Origin of the sequence: Streptococcus oralis subsp. tigurinus, assembly GCF_002356415.1 — a bacterium.
GTDB classification, from domain to species: Bacteria; Bacillota; Bacilli; order Lactobacillales; family Streptococcaceae; genus Streptococcus; species Streptococcus oralis_F.
Genome location: NZ_AP018338.1, coordinates 1,206,442 through 1,225,103, shown reverse-complemented (window position 1 = coordinate 1,225,103; position 18,662 = coordinate 1,206,442). Strand labels below are relative to the sequence as shown.

At 42.1% G+C, this 18,662-nt stretch carries 19 protein-coding genes; 13 read left to right on the top strand and 6 right to left on the bottom strand.

Going from position 1 to position 18,662, the window contains the following annotated elements:
* Positions 1 to 38: 38 nt before the first annotated feature.
* Both STO1_RS06230 and rsmG read right to left on the bottom strand, forming a co-directional pair.
* On the bottom strand, positions 39 to 1,322 hold the full coding sequence (locus STO1_RS06230; protein WP_172843645.1) for a uracil-xanthine permease family protein: 1,284 nt from the start codon (positions 1,320 to 1,322) through the stop codon (positions 39 to 41).
* A 272-nt stretch (positions 1,323 to 1,594) separates the two neighbouring features.
* Positions 1,595 to 2,308 carry a 16S rRNA (guanine(527)-N(7))-methyltransferase RsmG gene (gene rsmG / locus STO1_RS06225; RefSeq protein ID WP_045616915.1) on the bottom strand — a complete coding sequence of 238 codons (714 nt, stop codon included), beginning with the start codon at positions 2,306 to 2,308 and terminating at the stop codon, positions 1,595 to 1,597.
* A 93-nt stretch (positions 2,309 to 2,401) separates the two neighbouring features.
* On the opposite strand from rsmG, the gene STO1_RS06220 reads away from it, so the two are divergent.
* Both STO1_RS06220 and htpX read left to right on the top strand, forming a co-directional pair.
* On the top strand, positions 2,402 to 2,962 hold the full coding sequence (locus STO1_RS06220; RefSeq protein ID WP_000219838.1) for a LemA family protein: 561 nt from the start codon (positions 2,402 to 2,404) through the stop codon (positions 2,960 to 2,962).
* Between the two features lies 1 nt (position 2,963).
* Entirely contained in the window at positions 2,964 to 3,863 is a 900-nt protein-coding gene (gene htpX, locus STO1_RS06215; protein ID WP_096422438.1) for a zinc metalloprotease HtpX, read from the top strand.
* A 43-nt stretch (positions 3,864 to 3,906) separates the two neighbouring features.
* Here the strand turns inward: htpX and STO1_RS06210 are convergent, their stop codons facing one another.
* On the bottom strand, positions 3,907 to 5,466 hold the full coding sequence (locus STO1_RS06210) for an ATP-binding cassette domain-containing protein (protein WP_096422436.1): 1,560 nt from the start codon (positions 5,464 to 5,466) through the stop codon (positions 3,907 to 3,909).
* A 491-nt stretch (positions 5,467 to 5,957) separates the two neighbouring features.
* On the bottom strand, positions 5,958 to 6,287 hold the full coding sequence (locus tag STO1_RS06205; protein WP_007521509.1) for a hypothetical protein: 330 nt from the start codon (positions 6,285 to 6,287) through the stop codon (positions 5,958 to 5,960).
* 168 nt (positions 6,288 to 6,455) lie between these two features.
* Between STO1_RS06205 and STO1_RS06200 the strand changes: the two genes are divergently transcribed.
* The 7 genes from STO1_RS06200 (at position 6,456) to STO1_RS06170 (ending at position 15,611) form a co-directional block, all read left to right on the top strand.
* Positions 6,456 to 6,998, top strand: coding sequence for a YceD family protein (locus STO1_RS06200; RefSeq protein ID WP_096422434.1), 543 nt, complete (start codon positions 6,456 to 6,458; stop codon positions 6,996 to 6,998).
* The gene (gene nth / locus STO1_RS06195) at positions 6,999 to 7,628 is read left to right on the top strand and encodes an endonuclease III (RefSeq protein WP_096422432.1); all 630 of its coding nucleotides are present in this window, start codon (positions 6,999 to 7,001) and stop codon (positions 7,626 to 7,628) included.
* A gap of 210 nt (positions 7,629 to 7,838) precedes the next feature.
* Entirely contained in the window at positions 7,839 to 8,360 is a 522-nt protein-coding gene (pyrR, locus tag STO1_RS06190; RefSeq protein WP_000850018.1) for a bifunctional pyr operon transcriptional regulator/uracil phosphoribosyltransferase PyrR, read from the top strand.
* A gap of 18 nt (positions 8,361 to 8,378) precedes the next feature.
* Positions 8,379 to 9,302: an aspartate carbamoyltransferase catalytic subunit gene (locus STO1_RS06185; RefSeq protein ID WP_007521513.1), complete on the top strand. Its 924-nt coding sequence runs from the start codon at positions 8,379 to 8,381 to the stop codon at positions 9,300 to 9,302.
* A 49-nt stretch (positions 9,303 to 9,351) separates the two neighbouring features.
* A complete protein-coding gene (locus STO1_RS06180) occupies positions 9,352 to 10,431 on the top strand; it encodes a carbamoyl phosphate synthase small subunit (protein ID WP_000166844.1) in 1,080 nt (359 codons plus the stop codon).
* Between the two features lie 448 nt (positions 10,432 to 10,879).
* Positions 10,880 to 14,056, top strand: coding sequence for a carbamoyl-phosphate synthase large subunit (gene carB / locus STO1_RS06175; RefSeq protein ID WP_096422430.1), 3,177 nt, complete (start codon positions 10,880 to 10,882; stop codon positions 14,054 to 14,056).
* 220 nt (positions 14,057 to 14,276) lie between these two features.
* Positions 14,277 to 15,611, top strand: coding sequence for an Nramp family divalent metal transporter (locus tag STO1_RS06170; RefSeq protein ID WP_096422428.1), 1,335 nt, complete (start codon positions 14,277 to 14,279; stop codon positions 15,609 to 15,611).
* A 115-nt stretch (positions 15,612 to 15,726) separates the two neighbouring features.
* Here STO1_RS06170 and STO1_RS06165 read toward each other — a convergent pair whose 3' ends face one another.
* Positions 15,727 to 15,969 (bottom strand): type B 50S ribosomal protein L31, encoded by a 243-nt coding sequence (locus STO1_RS06165; protein WP_000710762.1) that lies wholly within the window; start codon positions 15,967 to 15,969, stop codon positions 15,727 to 15,729.
* 95 nt (positions 15,970 to 16,064) lie between these two features.
* A complete protein-coding gene (locus STO1_RS06160) occupies positions 16,065 to 17,000 on the bottom strand; it encodes a DHH family phosphoesterase (protein ID WP_096422426.1) in 936 nt (311 codons plus the stop codon).
* Positions 17,001 to 17,103: 103 nt separating this feature from the next.
* Here STO1_RS06160 and STO1_RS06155 point away from each other — a divergent pair, with 103 nt between their 5' ends.
* From STO1_RS06155 to crcB (STO1_RS06140), 4 genes are all read left to right on the top strand, one after another.
* Complete coding sequence (locus tag STO1_RS06155) at positions 17,104 to 17,547, top strand: flavodoxin (protein WP_001162125.1); 444 nt, start codon at positions 17,104 to 17,106, stop codon at positions 17,545 to 17,547.
* A gap of 118 nt (positions 17,548 to 17,665) precedes the next feature.
* Complete coding sequence (locus STO1_RS06150; protein WP_096422424.1) at positions 17,666 to 17,932, top strand: chorismate mutase; 267 nt, start codon at positions 17,666 to 17,668, stop codon at positions 17,930 to 17,932.
* The gene (crcB, locus tag STO1_RS06145; RefSeq protein WP_007521518.1) at positions 17,929 to 18,303 is read left to right on the top strand and encodes a fluoride efflux transporter CrcB; all 375 of its coding nucleotides are present in this window, start codon (positions 17,929 to 17,931) and stop codon (positions 18,301 to 18,303) included. The genes STO1_RS06150 and crcB (STO1_RS06145) overlap by 4 nt, the downstream gene beginning before the upstream one ends.
* Positions 18,297 to 18,626, top strand: coding sequence for a fluoride efflux transporter CrcB (gene crcB / locus STO1_RS06140; protein WP_007521520.1), 330 nt, complete (start codon positions 18,297 to 18,299; stop codon positions 18,624 to 18,626). The genes crcB (STO1_RS06145) and crcB (STO1_RS06140) overlap by 7 nt, the downstream gene beginning before the upstream one ends.
* The last annotated feature ends 36 nt before the right edge of the window (positions 18,627 to 18,662 follow it).

The following is an 18,662-nucleotide window of genomic DNA, read 5'->3' as shown; positions in this document are numbered from 1 at the left end:
AATCCACTCAATCGAGTGGGTTTTGTGTGTATAGATGATTAGTCTTTATTTTCGTGTGGCAAAATCAAGTTTAAGATAATTCCTGTCATGGCTGATAAAGCAGTACCTGAAAGTGTAACTGGGCCAAGTTTGAGGATGGCTCCACCAAGTCCAAGTACCAACATGGCACTGGCAATGATGAGGTTACGCATTTGACTGAAGTCAACACGTTCCTTAATCAAAACTTTCAAACCATTGCTGGCGATAACTCCGTAGAGAAGGATGGACATGCCACCAAGCACAGCATTTGGAATGGTTGAAATCAAGGCAGTGAATTTACCTAGGAAGCTAAGAGCAATGGCGATGAAGGCCGCGTTACGGATAACGGAGACAGAAGCGATACGAGTCATCCCGATAACCCCTGTATTTTCTCCGTAAGTCGTATTAGCTGGTCCACCGAGGAAAGCAGATACTGATGTCGCGATACCGTCACCGAGAAGCGTACGGTGAAGTCCTGGTTCTTTCAGGAATTGACGGCCACAGATTTGGCTTAAAACTGTGTGGTCTCCGATGTGTTCTGAAATTGTTACAATAGCGATTGGCAAGATGGCGATTGTTTCAGGACCGAAGTACAAGTTGTACTCTTTAAATGCTCCACCTGTACTAAATGGCAAGTAGAAACCAGGAATTTCAAACCAGTTGGCTTGAAGGACTGGGGTAAAGTCAACCAAACCAAGCATCATAGCGAAGATATAACCACCGATGATGGCAAAGAGGAAAGGAATGATACGGAGGAAGCCTTTTCCTTTTGTATTGATAAAGGCGGCAATCAAGAACGTCACGACAGCTACAAGAGCGTTCCTCCAGTTTCCGTCTGCTACAAGTCCAGCATTCGTTACAGCAGAACCAGCAAGACCAAGACCGATAACGATAATCATAGGTCCGATAATGATTGGTGGCAAGAGTTTGTCAATCCATTTCGTACCTGCAAAACGAACACTTGCTGCTACAAGGACATAGACTAAACCAGTCAGGATAACCCCAGTTTGAGCGGCAGAGACATCGCCTCCCATTTCTTTCATGGCTAGAGACATCGCTGTGATAAAGGCAAATGAAGAACCTAGATAAACTGGAACCTTAAAGCCAGTAGAAATCATGTAGATAAGTGTTCCAATACCAGAAGCAAAGAGAGCAACCGATACGGGCATTCCCAAAATTAAGGGAACGAGAATGGTTGCACCAAACATGGCAAATACGTGCTGGAAACTTAGAAGAATACCTTTACCAGCAGAAGGACGTTGATCAACGTCTAGTAACAAGTCAACAGTTGATTCCTGTTTCATAAAAACCTCACTTTTGGGCACCAAAAAAGAGCCCATTATTTTACAGCAATAGGCCCTCAGAGTAAGACTTTTTAAAAAATAGCTATCTTTTAAAAATTTATATAAATCTGCGCCTTCGTCACCTCACAGGATGACATTAAAAACCTTTGCTTAGGATAGTATAGCAGAAAAAATTCGTTTTGTAAACGAATTTTTCCCGAGCCTAGAAATACGAGAGCGAGGTATGATTTTGTAAATTGTTTTCTGAACTTTAAACAAGGGCTCACCATTGTTTAAAGTGGGCGTTTGTTGGGCATGCCAGCCTTTCTTGGGTACTTGTTAGGTGTTTCCTTTTTCTTTTCGACGACAGTGATGTAGCGCGGATCTCCATTTGGCAGGGCATAGCTGAGGTTGTTCTCTACCTTGCTAAAGAGGAGGTTGAGGGCGTTCTTGGCTTCTAGCAATTCCTCGGGCGCATTGCTGGCCTTGAGTGCCAATAGTTTTCCACCGACTTTAAGATAGGGAATGGTCAGTTCAGACAAAACCTGCATACGAGCAACAGCACGAGCCGTTACAAAATCATATTGAGCACGGAAGTTCTTGTCTTGGGCAAAGTCTTCTGCACGACCATGGTAGAAGTGAACTCCGTCCAAGTTCAGCTCCTGAGCCAAGAGTTGGAGGAAGTTGATGCGCTTATTTAGCGAATCAATGATGGTCACATCTAACTGAGGATAGAGGATTTTCATAGGAAGACTAGGAAATCCTGCTCCAGCGCCGATATCAAGAAGTTTGATAGTTTCATTTGAAATCAAACCTTGTAGGATAGGTGCAATCGAATCATAAAAGTGTTTAAGGTAGACTTCTTCTTTGTCAGTGATAGCGGTCAGGTTAATCTTTTCATTCCACTCGACCAAGAGTTCAAAATACCGTTCAAATTGTTCTTTTTGCTGGTCTGAAAGTGGAAGGTTTTGCTTCGCTAGCAAGTCGTAAAATGTTTCTGGTTTCATAGTTATTTCCTTCTCTAGTATCATCTTATTTTACCATATTCGTTAAAATTTTGATATACTGGTAGTAATCTAAAAGCAGAAAGGAATAAGATTATGACTTGGATTATTCTTGGAGTTTTGGCTCTGATTGTTATTTTTGTGATTGTTAGCTATAACGGTTTGGTTAAAAATCGTATGCAGACCAAGGAGGCTTGGAGCCAGATCGATGTTCAGTTGAAGCGTCGTAATGATCTCCTCCCAAACTTGATTGAAACAGTCAAAGGCTATGCGAAATATGAAGGTTCTACCTTGGAAAAAGTGACAGAACTTCGTAGACAAGTAGCCGCAGCAACTTCACCGGCAGAAGCTATGAAGGCCAGTGATGCCCTTACCCGCCAGATTTCTGGTATCTTTGCAGTAGCAGAGAATTACCCAGACTTGAAAGCTAGTGCTAATTTTATCAAATTGCAAGAAGAGTTGACCAATACAGAAAATAAAATTTCATATTCACGCCAACTCTACAACAGTGTTGTCAGCAACTACAATGTAAAACTTGAAAGCTTCCCAAGTAACATCATCGCAGGGCTATTTGGCTTTAAAGCTGCAGACTTCCTTCAAACACCTGAAGAGGAAAAGGCTGTTCCTAAAGTTGACTTTAGCGGATTAGGTGACTAAGATGTTGTTTGATCAAATTGCGAGCAATAAACGAAAAACCTGGATTTTGTTGCTGGTTTTCTTCCTACTCTTAGGCTTGGTTGGTTATGCGGTTGGCTATCTCTTCATGCGTTCAGGTCTTGGTGGCATGATTATTGCCTTGATTATTGGTCTTATCTACGCTCTGACCATGATCTTTCAATCGACAGAGATTGTCATGTCTATGAATGGGGCGCGTGAGGTTGATGAGCAAACAGCTCCAGACCTCTACCATGTAGTAGAAGATATGGCCATGGTGGCTCAGATTCCCATGCCGCGTGTTTTCATCATTGAGGATTCTTCTTTAAATGCCTTTGCAACAGGTTCAAACCCGCAGAATGCAGCAGTAGCAGCCACTTCGGGTCTTCTAGCTATCATGAATCGCGAGGAACTGGAAGCTGTTATGGGGCATGAGGTCAGTCATATCCGAAACTACGATATCCGCATTTCGACCATTGCTGTCGCCCTCGCCAGTGCCATTACCCTTCTGTCTAGTATGGCAGGACGGATGATGTGGTGGGGTGGCGCAGGTCGCAGACGGAGTGATAATGATCGTGATGGAAATGGTTTGGAGATTATCATGCTTGTTATCTCTCTCTTAGCCATTGTTCTAGCACCTCTCGCAGCAACCTTGGTGCAATTAGCCATTTCCCGTCAGAGGGAATTTCTGGCGGATGCATCCAGTGTGGAGCTGACTCGTAATCCTCAAGGGATGATCAATGCCTTGCGTAAGTTGGAAAATAGCGAGCCGATGCATCACCATGTCGATGATGCCAGCAGCGCTCTTTATATCAATGATCCGAAGAAAGGTGGGGGACTTCAAAAACTCTTTTATACCCACCCACCTATCTCAGAACGAATCGAACGCTTGAAACAAATGTAAAAAAATCCAGAGGTCGTCTCTGGATTTTTGCTATGTTCAACATTTATAAATCGTCTAAATTAACTACCTCCAAACCATGTTCTGTCAAACGATAGATGGCCCTACAGACCTCTTTTAGAAAACGTCTGTCATGAGAAACAGTGATCAGACCGCCGGGATAAGATGCAAAGAGTTTTCTGATTTCGGGTTGGGAAGTTGGAGAAAAGTTTCGTGTAGGCTCATCCAGAAGGAGAAAGTTTGGTTTGCGCAACACTAAATCCAAAATTAGGAGTTTACCTTGTTGCCCGCCAGATAGGGAGCGGATTTGGTGGTGCATCTCTGGATAGCTGAAATTGAGACTGGCTAGGTGAGATTGGATTTTCTGTAGTTCTTCTTTTTGTCCAGTGTGGCTGAGGTAGGCTACTGGAGATAAATCCAATTGCAGTTTTTTGTGGTAATCTTGTGGCATATAACCAAGGGAAATCTCTCTTTTGGCGCTTAGTAGTTGCTGCAACTTGGCTAACAGAGTTGATTTTCCAGCACCATTTGGCCCGATGATACCGATTTTATCTTGGCCACGGACCGTTAGTCGTAACTCCTGAGCTAAAATACGCTCGCCAATGGACAAATTTTCTTTTTCAAGTTGAATTAAGACTTTAGAAGCCGGTAATGGTTGGATGTCTGAGAAGAAAAGTTGGATTTGCTCCTCTTCAAGTGGCATTTGGGTCATGGACTGAGCTTCCTTTTCAAAGCGTTTTTCTTGAGAGAGAACAGTTTTCATCTTTTTAGCCAATAGGCGACCGGCAGTACTGTCTTTGGTAGCTCGAAGTGCAGTTTCTACATTTTGCTTGACGCGGCGATGTTTTTCCATGGTTTTGTCATAGGCTCTCTGGTCGTTAGCAGCTTGCTGGCTTTGTCTTGCAAAATTAGCCTTTCTCTGCTCACTATAGCGATCATAGTCTAAATGCTCGACTAGCGTTTCCGCTTCTTTCCGATGCTTGACCAGTCGCAAGTGGACAATAGTATCTGCCGTTTGAGAAAGAAAGTCTTCATCATGGGAAATGAAAATAACAGTTTGCCTAATCTTTCGAATCTGCCTTTTTAGCCAATCAACCGTCTCAAGGTCAAGGTCATTTGAAGGTTCATCTAAAAAAAGAATCTCAAAAGGTTTTGCTAACTCGTGAATGAGCTGAATTTTCAAAGCTTCTCCCCCTGATAGGCTGCCAATTTCTTGGTCGCTAGCAAAACGGTCGCTATCAAAGTGCAACTCCTCCGCCAAACGATAAAGAATGCTGTAGTCTAATTCAGTAGAATCCAAAAAGAAGTAGTCGTGTAGAGTCCTATTTTTCAGGATTTCAGGGAGTTTTTGAGGAATGTAGGCCAGTGATTGAAGATCAGATTGGATGTCTCCCTTGATAGTGAAATCAGTCAATTTTTCCCCCATTAAAGCTCGTAGCAAGGTTGATTTGCCATTTCCTTCTTCGCCAATAATAGCAACCTTTTCCCCGTCTTGGATAGTCATGCTTAAGTCAGATACAAGATCTCGTAGATCTTTGTTTTGAGTGATGGATAGATGATTGATTTTTATCATATTGTTGCCCTTTCTAGAATGTCGATAGTGCATAACAAAAAGCTCTACTTTATCTAGTAGAGCTCAAAGTCACTGTCAAAACTCTATTTTCCTCGTTAAAAAGCTCGTCAAACTAGCTTGGAGCTGCCTACCCCAACCCAAAAGGAGCAGACGGTTAGCTTTCTAGTTTTTTGATTTTCAATGGGGACAAGATACTAGAAAATCTAGTATAAAAAGAGCACACAAAAAGAGACAAAAACAAGATCTACTAAATAAAGATTCTTTATTTGATAGACTTAGTTGTTCATGTCTCCCTTACCTCCGAGTATTAGTACCCTCTATCCTATACTTTTGAGGAAATTTTGTCAATAGAAAACAGGAAATTCTAGTTTTTATACTCAATGAAAATCAAAGAGCAAACTAGGAAGCGACCCAAAGACTGCTCAAAGCACAGCTTTGAGGTTGCAGATAGAGCTGACGAAGTCAGTAACCCATACTAACGGCAAGGCGAAGCTGACGTGGTTTGAAGAGATTTTCGAAAAGTATCAGAATCCGAAAACAGGTCCATAGAGAGTCAGTACGTGTTTGACATGTTCGTAGTGGAACTTGTCATAGTTGCGCCAAGCAGCACGAGCTTGATCATTCAGTTTTAGGCTACCCAGTCCAATCAGTAGACTGGTACGTTGGTAAAATTTCTCAAGGTCGATTAAGATACTGTTGTCAATCTTTTCCGCTTTTTTTAGTTTCTTAAGAGTGGTGTTCAGCAGTTCTTGTAGACGAAAATCATCGGCTGTACCTTGTTTGCAATTTTGGAAACTTTGATTTAACTCGGAAAGTAGTTGGTAAGCTTCAGTGATGAGTGCTTTGTCTTCCATATGAGCATCCTCCTTGCTCTGATGTATTCTTGCCTATAGTATAGCACTAATCAGAAAATATGCCATAGTAAATATGTTAAAAAATGAAATTTTAATATCAAAGTTTGGGAGGCTGACTTATAGCCTTTTCATGGTATAATCAAGTGAGTACATCTTTATGGAGGAAATATGAAGTTACATATTCAAGAAATTAGTAAGCAGCCTGAAGGTCTACACTTTGAACAAGCTTTAGACCTGGCAGCAGACTTGCGTAAACGAAATCAAGAAATTTTAGATGTCAAAGATATCCTTGCTGTTGGGAAGGTGCAGTACGAAGACCGTCTGTATTTCTTAGACTATCAGTTGTCATATACCATTGTTCTTGCTTCAAGTCGTAGTATGGAGCCAGTTGAGTTAGATGAATCTTATCCAGTCACAGAAGTTTTCATGGAAGGAGAGACCAACCAACTGGACCAGGAAGTTCTAGACGATGACTTAGTCTTGCCTATCGAAAATGGGGAAATTGACCTTGCTGAGAGCGTAGCAGATAATATTCTGCTCAATATTCCTATCAAAGTCTTGACGGCAGAAGAAGAGGCGGGCCAAGGTTTTGTGTCAGGAAATGACTGGAAAATCATGACTGAGGAAGAATACCAAGCCCAACAAGCAGTCAAGAAAGAAGAAAACAGTCCATTTGCTGGCTTGCAAGGACTATTTAATGGAGACGAGTAGATGGTTTTATCCAAGAAACGTGCCCGTCATGTCATAGAGGAAATCATTGCCCTTTTTCCAGATGCTAAGCCTAGTCTTGATTTTACCAATCATTTTGAACTCTTGGTTGCGGTGATGTTGTCAGCTCAGACGACAGATGCAGCGGTAAATAAGGCCACACCAGGTCTCTTCGCTGCCTTTCCAACACCACATGCCATGTCTGTCGCGACTGAAAGTGAAATTGCTTCACACATTTCTCGTCTGGGACTGTATCGAAATAAGGCTAAATTCCTTAAAAAATGTGCCCAACAGTTACTAGACGATTTTGATGGTCAAGTGCCTCAGACTCGAGAGGAATTAGAAAGTCTAGCTGGTGTTGGTCGTAAAACAGCAAATGTAGTATTGAGTGTGGGCTTTGGAATTCCTGCTTTTGCAGTGGACACTCATGTGGAGCGTATCTGTAAGCATCACGATATCGTTAAAAAATCAGCTACGCCACTTGAAGTAGAAAAACGTGTCATGGACGTTCTGCCACCAGAAGAATGGTTAGCAGCCCACCAGGCCATGATTTACTTTGGACGAGCTATCTGTCATCCTAAAAATCCAGAATGTGACCACTATCCCCAGTTATATGATTTTAGCAATGTTTAAGCGGACTCTGAAAAAGTTTTTGCTTGATTTTAAGGGTGCTTTGTGCTATAGTAAATGATAACTAAATAGTCCTTTAAACCTGTCCCGTGAGGCAGGCAAGGAGCGCGATAAAGTAGAAGGGTGAAGTCTATACTGTTTACAGTAGGGCTCGCTTGGCTATACATTTCAAGTCTCCTTGCAGAAGGAGACTTTTCTTTTTGGAGGTTTGTCATGAAGACAAAAGAAGTTGTAGACGAATTGACTGTCAAACGAGCGATTACGCGAATTACTTATGAGATTATCGAGCGCAATAAAGATTTGAATAAAATTATCTTAGCTGGGATAAAAACGCGTGGTGTTTTCATCGCTCATCGTATCAAAGAGCGCTTGGAGCAGTTGGAAAACATCACAGTTCCTGTTGTGGAATTGGACACTAAACCTTTCCGTGACGATGTTAAAAGCGGAGAAGATACTTCTTTGATTTCTGTTGATGTGACTGACCGTGAAGTTATCTTGGTGGATGATGTACTCTATACAGGCCGTACCATCCGTGCCGCTATTGATAATATTGTTGGTCATGGTCGTCCTGCGCGAGTGAGTTTAGCAGTTCTAGTCGATCGTGGACATAGAGAATTGCCAATTCGTCCAGATTACGTCGGGAAAAATATCCCAACCAGTCGTTCTGAAGAAATCATCGTAGAGATGACAGAACTTGATGGCCAAGACAGAGTTCTGATTACTGAAGAAGCTTAGAAAGCTGAAGGAGTAGCCATGTCAGAAAATCAACAAGCATTGAACCATGTGGTTTCCATGGAAGACCTCACTGTTGATCAAGTGATGAAATTGATCAAACGAGGGATTGAGTTTAAAAACGGAGCCCAGCTCCCTTATGAAGACCATCCGATTGTTTCCAATCTTTTCTTTGAGGATTCTACACGGACGCATAAATCTTTTGAAGTGGCAGAGATTAAGCTAGGGCTGGAGCGACTTGACTTTGATGTGAAGACCAGCTCAGTAAACAAGGGTGAGACACTTTATGATACCATCTTAACCTTGTCTGCGCTTGGTGTAGATGTCTGCGTGATTCGCCACCCAGAGGTCGATTATTACAAAGAACTGATTGCGAGTCCAACCATTACGACTTCCATTATCAATGGTGGAGATGGTTCAGGTCAACACCCTAGCCAGAGCCTGCTTGATTTGATGACCATTTATGAGGAATTTGGTCACTTTGAGGGTCTCAAGGTTGCTATTGCAGGTGACTTGGACCACTCACGTGTTGCCAAATCCAATATGCAGATTTTGAAACGCTTGGGTGCTGAACTCTTTTTTGCAGGGCCTGAGGAATGGAGAAGTCAAGAGTTTGCGGACTATGGACAGTTTGTAACTATTGATGAGATTGTTGATCAGGTGGATGTTTTGATGTTACTCCGAGTTCAACATGAACGCCACGAAAGTGGAGCCGTTTTTTCAAAAGAAGATTACCATGCTCAACACGGCTTGAACCAAGAGCGCTATAATCGCTTAAAAGAAACAGCAATCATTATGCATCCTGCTCCAGTTAATCGAGATGTGGAAATTGCTGACCACTTGGTTGAAGCGCCAAAATCACGCATTGTCCAACAAATGACCAACGGTGTCTTTGTTCGAATGGCAATCTTAGAATCCGTATTGGCGAGTAGAAACGCCAACTAAAACACAAGACGTTAAAAGACGCCAGTGAGCGTCCACGAGAGGTGAAAATATGACAAAAAGACTTCTAGTATTAGAAGATGGCACAGTTTTTGAAGGCAAGGCCTTCGGAGCAGATATTGATGTAACAGGCGAAATCGTCTTTAATACAGGGATGACCGGCTATCAAGAATCCATTACAGACCAGTCTTATAATGGACAAATCTTGACCTTTACCTATCCTTTGGTGGGAAATTATGGAATTAACCGTGATGATTACGAATCCATTATTCCGACTTGTAAGGGAGTTGTCGTTTTCGAAGAAGCGCGTAGAGCAAGTAACTGGCGCAACCAAATGACCTTGGATGAATTTTTGAAAGCTAAGAAAATCCCTGGTATTTCAGGAATTGACACCCGTGCACTTACCAAGATTATTCGTAAGCATGGTACTATGCGTGCAACCTTGACTCATGTTGGAGACAGTATGGACCATGTGACGGATCAGCTCCAAGCAACAGTCCTTCCGACAGATAATATCAAGCAGGTTTCTACTAAAACTTCATATCCAGCTCCTGGAGTTGGTTTGAGTGTGGTCTTAGTAGACTTTGGGCTCAAGCACTCAATCTTACGTGAACTTTCCAAGCGCAACTGTAATGTGACCGTCGTTCCGTACTCAACAACGGCGGAAGAAATTCTCCACCTCAATCCTGATGGAGTTATGTTGTCAAATGGTCCAGGTAACCCAGAAGACGTTCCAGAAGCACTGGACATGATTCGTGGTGTGCAAGGGAAAATTCCAATCTTTGGTATCTGTATGGGTCATCAACTCTTTGCTATGGCAAACGGGGCAAAGACTTACAAGATGAAGTTTGGTCACCGTGGCTTTAACCATGCAGTACGTGAAATTGCTACAGGTCGTATAGACTTCACCAGCCAGAACCATGGTTATGCAGTCAGCCGCGAGGATTTGCCAGATCATTTGATCATTACCCACGAAGAAATCAATGACAAATCAGTTGAAGGAGTTCGCCACAGATACCAACCAGGTTTTTCTGTACAATTCCACCCAGACGCAGCTCCTGGTCCACACGACGCAAGCTACCTATTTGATGAATTTATCGAGATGATGGAAGCCTTTAAACAAGCAAACTAAGAACGAGTAAAAGCTCGTCGGAGAATTTATGTAACTGAACACGGACGGAAAGCTCGGAATTTAGAGAAACCAACTTGAATTGTCAATCCTTCCTTGGTTTCCTAAAATTCAATCGCTTTCTATTCGTCCTTTGTATCTTATTTAATGTCGCTCTGTGAGGCGACGAATAGAAAGACAGGTCGTTTCTTTTAGTCGCTATTGGGTGAACTAAAAACTCCCTGCACTAGATTTTTTATCGAAAAATATCGTTTCTCTAAAAAATCGTCGGAGAATTTATTTAATGGCAACCAGAGAGTTGCCGAATAGAAAGGAGAAGGGTGATCCGTATTTGCTGAACTGAATACGGGCTACGGACTGTGCTAAAAAGATAGTTATTCCTAGAACTGACAGTTCTTCGTCATAACTCCTATTTTAGCTTTGTCCGCTTGACGCCCTTAATATCTTATAAATGCCTAAACGTACTGATATTCAAAAAATTATGGTGATTGGTTCTGGTCCGATTATTATTGGTCAGGCTGCTGAGTTTGACTACGCTGGGACCCAGGCTTGCTTGTCTTTGAAAGAGGAGGGCTATGAGGTTGTTTTGGTGAACTCAAACCCTGCAACCATCATGACGGACAAGGAGATTGCTGATAAGGTTTACATCGAACCGATTACACTTGAGTTTGTGACACGTATTCTTCGTAAGGAACGTCCAGATGCCTTGCTACCAACACTTGGTGGTCAGACAGGTCTCAACATGGCCATGGAATTGTCTAAAAACGGTATCCTTGATGAGCTTGGTGTTGAACTTCTGGGAACTAAATTATCTGCCATTGATCAAGCGGAAGATCGTGACCTCTTTAAACAATTGATGGAAGAGCTTGAGCAACCAATCCCTGAATCTGAAATTGTCAACACAGTTGAAGAAGCTATTGCCTTTGCGGCGTCAATTGGCTATCCTGTTATAGTTCGTCCAGCCTTTACCCTTGGTGGTACTGGTGGCGGTATGTGTGCCAACGAGGAAGAATTGCGTGAAATCGCTGAAAATGGGTTGAAATTGTCACCTGTTACCCAATGTTTGATTGAACGTTCCATTGCCGGTTTCAAGGAAATTGAATACGAAGTCATGCGTGATTCAGCTGACAATGCCCTCGTTGTTTGTAACATGGAAAACTTTGACCCAGTTGGGATTCATACAGGGGATTCTATTGTATTTGCTCCTGCGCAAACCATGTCGGACTATGAAAACCAAATGCTCCGTGACGCGAGCTTGAGCATTATCCGCGCTCTCAAGATTGAAGGTGGGTGTAACGTTCAGCTGGCCCTTGATCCGCATAGCTTCAAGTACTATGTTATCGAAGTAAACCCTCGTGTATCGCGTTCGTCAGCCCTTGCTTCTAAGGCGACGGGTTATCCGATTGCCAAATTAGCTGCCAAGATTGCTGTCGGTTTGACCCTGGATGAGGTCATCAACCCAGTTACAGGTTCAACTTATGCCATGTTTGAGCCAGCCCTTGACTACGTCGTTGCGAAAATTCCACGTTTCCCATTTGACAAGTTTGAAAAAGGTGAGCGTCGTCTTGGAACTCAGATGAAAGCGACTGGGGAAGTCATGGCCATTGGTCGTAACATCGAGGAATCTCTTCTAAAAGCCTGTCGTTCACTTGAAATTGGGGTTCACCACAATGAAATGCCTGAACTGGCAACCGTTTCTGATGATGCCTTGATTGAAAAGGTTGTCAAGGCCCAAGACGACCGTCTCTTCTACGTATCAGAAGCTATTCGCCGTGGTTACACACCAGAAGAAATTGCTGAATTGACTAAGATTGATATCTTTTATCTTGATAAGCTCTTGCACATCTTTGAAATTGAGCAAGAATTGGGTGCCCATCCACAAGATCTAGAAGTCTTGAAAACAGCTAAACTCAATGGATTTTCAGACCGTAAGATTGCTGAACTCTGGAAAACGACAGCTGACCAAGTTCGCCAACTTCGTTTGGAAAACAAGATTATCCCAGTCTACAAGATGGTTGATACTTGTGCGGCAGAGTTTGACTCTGAAACACCATATTTCTATTCAACATATGGTTGGGAAAATGAATCTATCAAATCTGATAAGGAATCTGTACTTGTCCTAGGTTCAGGTCCAATCCGTATCGGACAAGGAGTTGAGTTTGACTACGCAACTGTTCACTCAGTTAAGGCTATCCAGGCTGCTGGCTATGAAGCTATCATCATGAACTCAAATCCAGAGACCGTTTCTACAGACTTCTCTGTGTCTGACAAGCTCTACTTTGAACCATTGACATTCGAAGATGTCATGAATGTTATCGATTTGGAACAACCAAAAGGTGTTATTGTTCAGTTTGGTGGTCAAACAGCCATCAACCTTGCGGAGCCTTTGGCAAAAGCAGGTGTGACCATCCTTGGTACCCAAGTAGCTGACTTGGACCGTGCCGAAGACCGTGACCTCTTTGAACAAGCCCTTAAAGACTTGGATATTCCACAGCCACCAGGTCAAACGGCTACCAATGAAGAAGAAGCAGTGCTTGCAGCTCGCAAGATTGGTTTCCCAGTCCTCGTTCGCCCATCTTATGTCTTGGGGGGACGTGCTATGGAAATTGTAGAAAACGAAGAAGACCTTCGTTCTTACATGCGTACCGCTGTTAAGGCTAGTCCAGACCACCCAGTACTTGTTGACTCTTACATCGTTGGGCAAGAGTGTGAAGTTGATGCCATTTCAGACGGAGAAAATGTCCTTATCCCTGGTATCATGGAACATATCGAACGTGCCGGTGTTCACTCAGGTGACTCAATGGCCGTTTACCCACCACAAACCTTGTCGCAAAAGGTTCAGGAAACCATCGCAGACTATACCAAACGCCTAGCAATTGGTCTTAACTGTCTTGGCATGATGAACATCCAGTTTGTCATCAAGGATGAAAAAGTTTATGTGATTGAGGTTAATCCACGTGCCAGCCGTACAGTGCCATTCCTTTCTAAGGTAACTAATATTCCTATGGCTCAGGTAGCGACTAAGCTGATTCTTGGGCAAAGTCTTGAAGAACTTGGCTACCAAGATGGACTTTATCCTGAAAGTACTCGCGTTCATATCAAGGCTCCAGTCTTCTCCTTTACCAAACTAGCTAAGGTAGACAGCTTGCTCGGCCCTGAAATGAAGTCAACAGGTGAAGTCATGGGTTCTGATACGACTTTGGAAAAAGCTCTCTATAAAGCTTTTGAAGCTTCTTACTTACACTTGCCAACCTTTGGGAATGTGGTCTTCACCATCGCTGATGATGCCAAAGATGAAGCCTTGGACTTGGCTCGCCGTTTCCAAAATATCGGCTACGGTATCCTCGCGACAGAAGGGACAGCAGCCTTCTTTGCCAGTCATGGACTCGAAGCCCAACCTGTTGGTAAGATTGGTGACGATGAACAGGATATCCCAAGCTATGTCCGTAAAGGAAAAGTCCAAGCGATCATCAATACTGTCGGAACCAAACGAACTGCTGACGAAGATGGTGAGCAAATCCGTCGTTCAGCCATTGAACACGGTGTGCCACTTTTTACAGCCTTAGATACAGCTAATGCCATGCTTAGAGTGCTTGAAAGCCGTAGTTTTGTCACAGAAGCGATCTAGTTGAGAAATATTTTTCACAGTTTTAAAGCCAGCGTCAAAAAACGCTGGCTTTTACAATACTGATATTGCCTATTTCAATTATCATTTCTTTTATTAGGAATCATTCTAAAATGTGATATAATAAGGATGAATTGGAAATAGGTAAACTATTTTCATCATTCTTTCAAAAAATATTCTATTAAGAAATATGTAAAGACAGATTAGAAAGTGGGAAATCCCTATGTCCTCTTATGAAAAAGTCTCTCTTTCTGAGATCAATCAATCTATTGAGACTCCAAATAACAATCATTTTTGGCAAAATCTAAAAGCATTTTTAGGACCTGGTGCACTTGTGGCAGTTGGCTACATGGATCCAGGAAACTGGATCACCAGCGTGGTTGGTGGCGCCTCCTACAAGTACAGCCTTTTATTTGTTATTTTAATTTCATCCATCATTGCTATGCAGTTACAACAGATGGCTGGAAAGCTCGGTATCGTGACTAGGATGGACCTAGCGCAGGCAACGGCTCATCATGCTCCCAAGTGGCTTCGCTATAGTTTATGGGTGATTTTAGAATTAGCTTTAATGGCGACAGATTTGGCTGAAGTTTTAGGTTCAGCAATTGCCTTAAATCTTTTGTTTAAAATACCGATTATGATTGCTATCCTTCTAACCGTTTTAGATGTATTTTTGTTACTTTTATTGATGAAATTTGGTTTCAAAAAAATTGAAGCCATTGTTACGACTCTTATTTTAACCATATTAGCCATCTTTGCCTATCTTGTGGCCTTATCCAATCCAAGTATCCAGGGGATTATTGGTGGTTATTTACCAACTTCAACTTTATTTGAAACACCGTTACCAGGTCATGAAAGTCAATTGACCTTGGCTCTAGGGATTGTAGGTGCGACAGTCATGCCCCATAATCTCTATCTCCATTCCTCTCTATCCCAAACAAGGAAAATCAATCACAAAGATAAGAAGGATGTTCGAAAAGCAGTACGCTTTATGACCTGGGATTCAAATCTTCAGTTGTCCCTAGCCTTTATTGTCAATTCCTTGCTTCTCATTTTAGGTGCCTCCCTCTTTTTTGGTCATGCATCTGAAATTTCAGCTTTCTCCCAAATGTACAATGCTTTACAGGATTCGACGATAGCAGGAGCAATAGCCAGCTCAACCTTGTCAACTTTATTTGCTCTAGCCCTCTTAGCAAGTGGTCAAAATTCGACCATTACAGGCACTTTGACAGGACAGATTGTCATGGAAGGTTTCTTACATCTAAGATTACCTCAGTGGATTATCCGTATCGGTACACGTATTTTTGCCTTGATCCCTGTGATTATAGTCGCCGTCTTGTTTGGACATCAAGAAAAAACCTTGGATCAGTTATTGGTCTATTCACAGGTCTTTCTTTCAATCGCTCTTCCGTTTTCAATCTTCCCCTTGATTTATTTGACCTCTAAGAAGTCACTTATGGGTGAATTTACCAATGCCAAGTGGAACACAATCCTAGGTTACGCAGTTTCAATCATCTTGACCATTCTTAACATCAAGCTTCTTTTCGATATTTTTTAAGAGTGGTTTTGAAGTCAAGTCTCGGTATCGGGAAGATTGGTAAAGAGGAGGTAGTCGTAGTTGATTCATAAAAAGAAGTAAAAAAAAGAACAGTTGAAACTGTTCTTTTTTATCATTATTTGAGACCGTATTTTTTGTTGAAACGATCCACACGTCCATCTGCTTGAGTGAACTTTTGACGTCCAGTGTAGAATGGGTGTGAGTCTGATGAAATTTCCACACGGATCAATGGGTAAGTTTCGCCTTCGAACTCAACAGTTTCGTTAGAGCGTTTAGTTGAACCGCTAAGGAATTTGTAACCAGTAGTTGTGTCCATGAAGACAACTGGGCGATATTCTGGATGGATATCTTTTTTCATTTTGCAATATTTCCTTTCTGCCATGGTCTCTTTGCGAGCCATAGATTGTTACCTTACTAGTTTATCAGATTATGAAAAGTTTGGCAAGTATTTTATCAGTTTTTAAGTAAGTTTTTTAACTTTTGGTAGATGATTTCGTTTTCCTCTAGGCTATAGGAATTGGCACCACTTGCTAGAGGGTGGCCTCCACCATCATGTTCCTTGGCAATTTCATTGATAGGATGGATTTTACTGCGTAAGCGAACACGGTAGTGGCCATCAGTCTGCTCCACAAAAATTCCCCATAGACTCACACTGTCAATGCGTCCAGGTGCACCGACAATGGCTGCAGTTTCAGCATCGGTAACATTGAATTGTTTCAAGACTTCTTGACTTAGAAGAACGCGAGCAACTCCGTTTTCATCAACTTCTAGATGGTCGTAGATGTAGCCTTGAAGTTTTGCAATCTTATAGCTAATGGTATCCATCTTGCGTGTCAAACCAGCATAATCAAAATCAAATGCTCTCAGATGACTGGCGATACGAAGTGTTCTTGCAGAAGTGGAAGGATAGAGAAAACGGCCTGTATCACCAATGATTCCAGCAGTCAAAAGATAAGCTGCATTGTCAGAGAGTTCAAGATTGTTCTCTTCAGCAAAGATTGCGATCATTTCACTAGCACTACTAGAGCTGGTATCAATCCAGACCAAATCGCCGTATTCCTCATCGTTTGGATGGTGGTCAATCTTAATGATGGTCTCTGCCTTAAGATAGCGCTTATCATCAATACGAGCAGTATTAGCCGTATCACAAACAATCGCAAGAGAACCCTCGAATTCATCATTTTCAACTTGATCCATTGTGGCTAGCCAAGTTAAAGTCGGTAAATCATAACCAACAACCTTGATCTTTTTTTCAGGAAAATTATATTGGAGCAACTCTTTAAGTCCTACTTGACTCCCCAACGCATCGGGATCCGCTCTCATGTGGCGGTGGATAATAATTGTATCGTATTTTTTAATTTGTTCTAAAATTTGCTGGCAAATTTCCATAAGTAACCTCAATTCTTTCTCATTTTATTGTAGCACAAGAATTTTTATTTTTAAAATGAAAAAGATATGATATAATGGAGAAAGATAAATTGAGGAGGACGATATGGCATTAGCAAAAATTGTATTTGCCAGTATGACCGGTAATACCGAAGAGATTGCAGATATTGTTGCAGATAAATTGCGTGACTTGGGTTTGGATGTCGATGTTGATGAATGTACGACTGTTGACGCTTCAGACTTTTTGGAAGCAGACATCGCAATCGTTGCGACTTACACTTACGGAGATGGAGAATTGCCAGATGAGATGATGGACTTCTACGAAGACCTAGCAGATCTCAACTTGAATGGGAAAATCTATGGAGTTGTTGGTTCAGGTGACACCTTCTACGACGAATTCTGTAAGGCTGTTGATGACTTTGATCGTGTATTTGTAGCGACAGGAGCAGAAAAAGGTTCAGAGTGTGTTAAAGTGGACCTCTCTGCCGAAGAAGAAGACATCGAACGCTTGGAACAATTCGCAGAAGAATTGGCTGCAAAAGTAGGATAAGAATCAAACTGCGCTGACTGGAAGGAGTCGATGCAGTTTTTTTATTAGTTATTTTGGGATTTTACTAGCCTATTTGGTGGCTTTTTGATACAATAATTCAAATAAAGGAGGAGACACTATGGATTTAAATAGTATTCGGCAAGAAATTGATCAAATAGACGACCAAATCGTCAAGCTCCTAGAAGAACGGATGCACTTAGTTGAAGGGGTTGTCGCTTATAAGAAAGCATCTGGTATGCCAATCTTAGATACTAAGAGAGAAGAAGTTATTTTTGAAAAAGTCAGAAGTCGTGTAGAAGATAAGCGCTATCAGGAGACTATTGTCGCAACTTTTTCGGACATACTCAAACGTTCGCGTGAATATCAGGATCAAAACATCAAATGAAAAAAGAGCAATTCTATCCGCTAGGAATTTTTCTGGCTGCAATGGTGGGAGGCCTTGTCCGCTATCTCATTTCCACTTGGTTACCAGCCAGTCCAGACTTTCCATGGAGTACCCTCCTTGTCAACTATCTGGGCATTTTCTGCCTGGTCTATCTGGTGAAAGGCTATCTGGTCTATAAGGAAAGCAGTAAAGGTTTGGTTTTGGCGCTGGGGACGGGTTTTTGCGGAGGTTTAACAACCTTTTCTAGCTTAATGCTTGATGCTGTGAAATTGCTCGATACCGGGCGTTATCTTAGTTTAGGCATCTACTTATTTTTGAGCATTGGTGGAGGTCTGCTCTTGGCTTATGTTCTAGGGAGGAAGAAATGGTAATCGTTTATCTTGCAATCGCCTGCGGGCTTGGAGCCCTAGTGCGCTATTTTTTTTCCCGCTACAATCAAGCTTCTAAATTGCCGCTGGGCACTCTCATTGCCAATCTTCTAGGTTGTTTTTTGATTGGCTTACTCTACAATCATGTGGAGTCCAAGGAAGTCTATGCCACCCTAGCAACAGGTTTTTGTGGTGGGTTGACGACCTTTTCAACCTTGAATGACGAGCTACAAAGACTGTTAAGCAATAAGAAGGTATTTTATAGCTATTTATTCTTAACCTACATAGGCGGTTTTCTAGCGATCTTTTTAGGAATTCTGCTATAAATTTCTTTACTTTTAGGTGGAAATTTGGTAAACTGT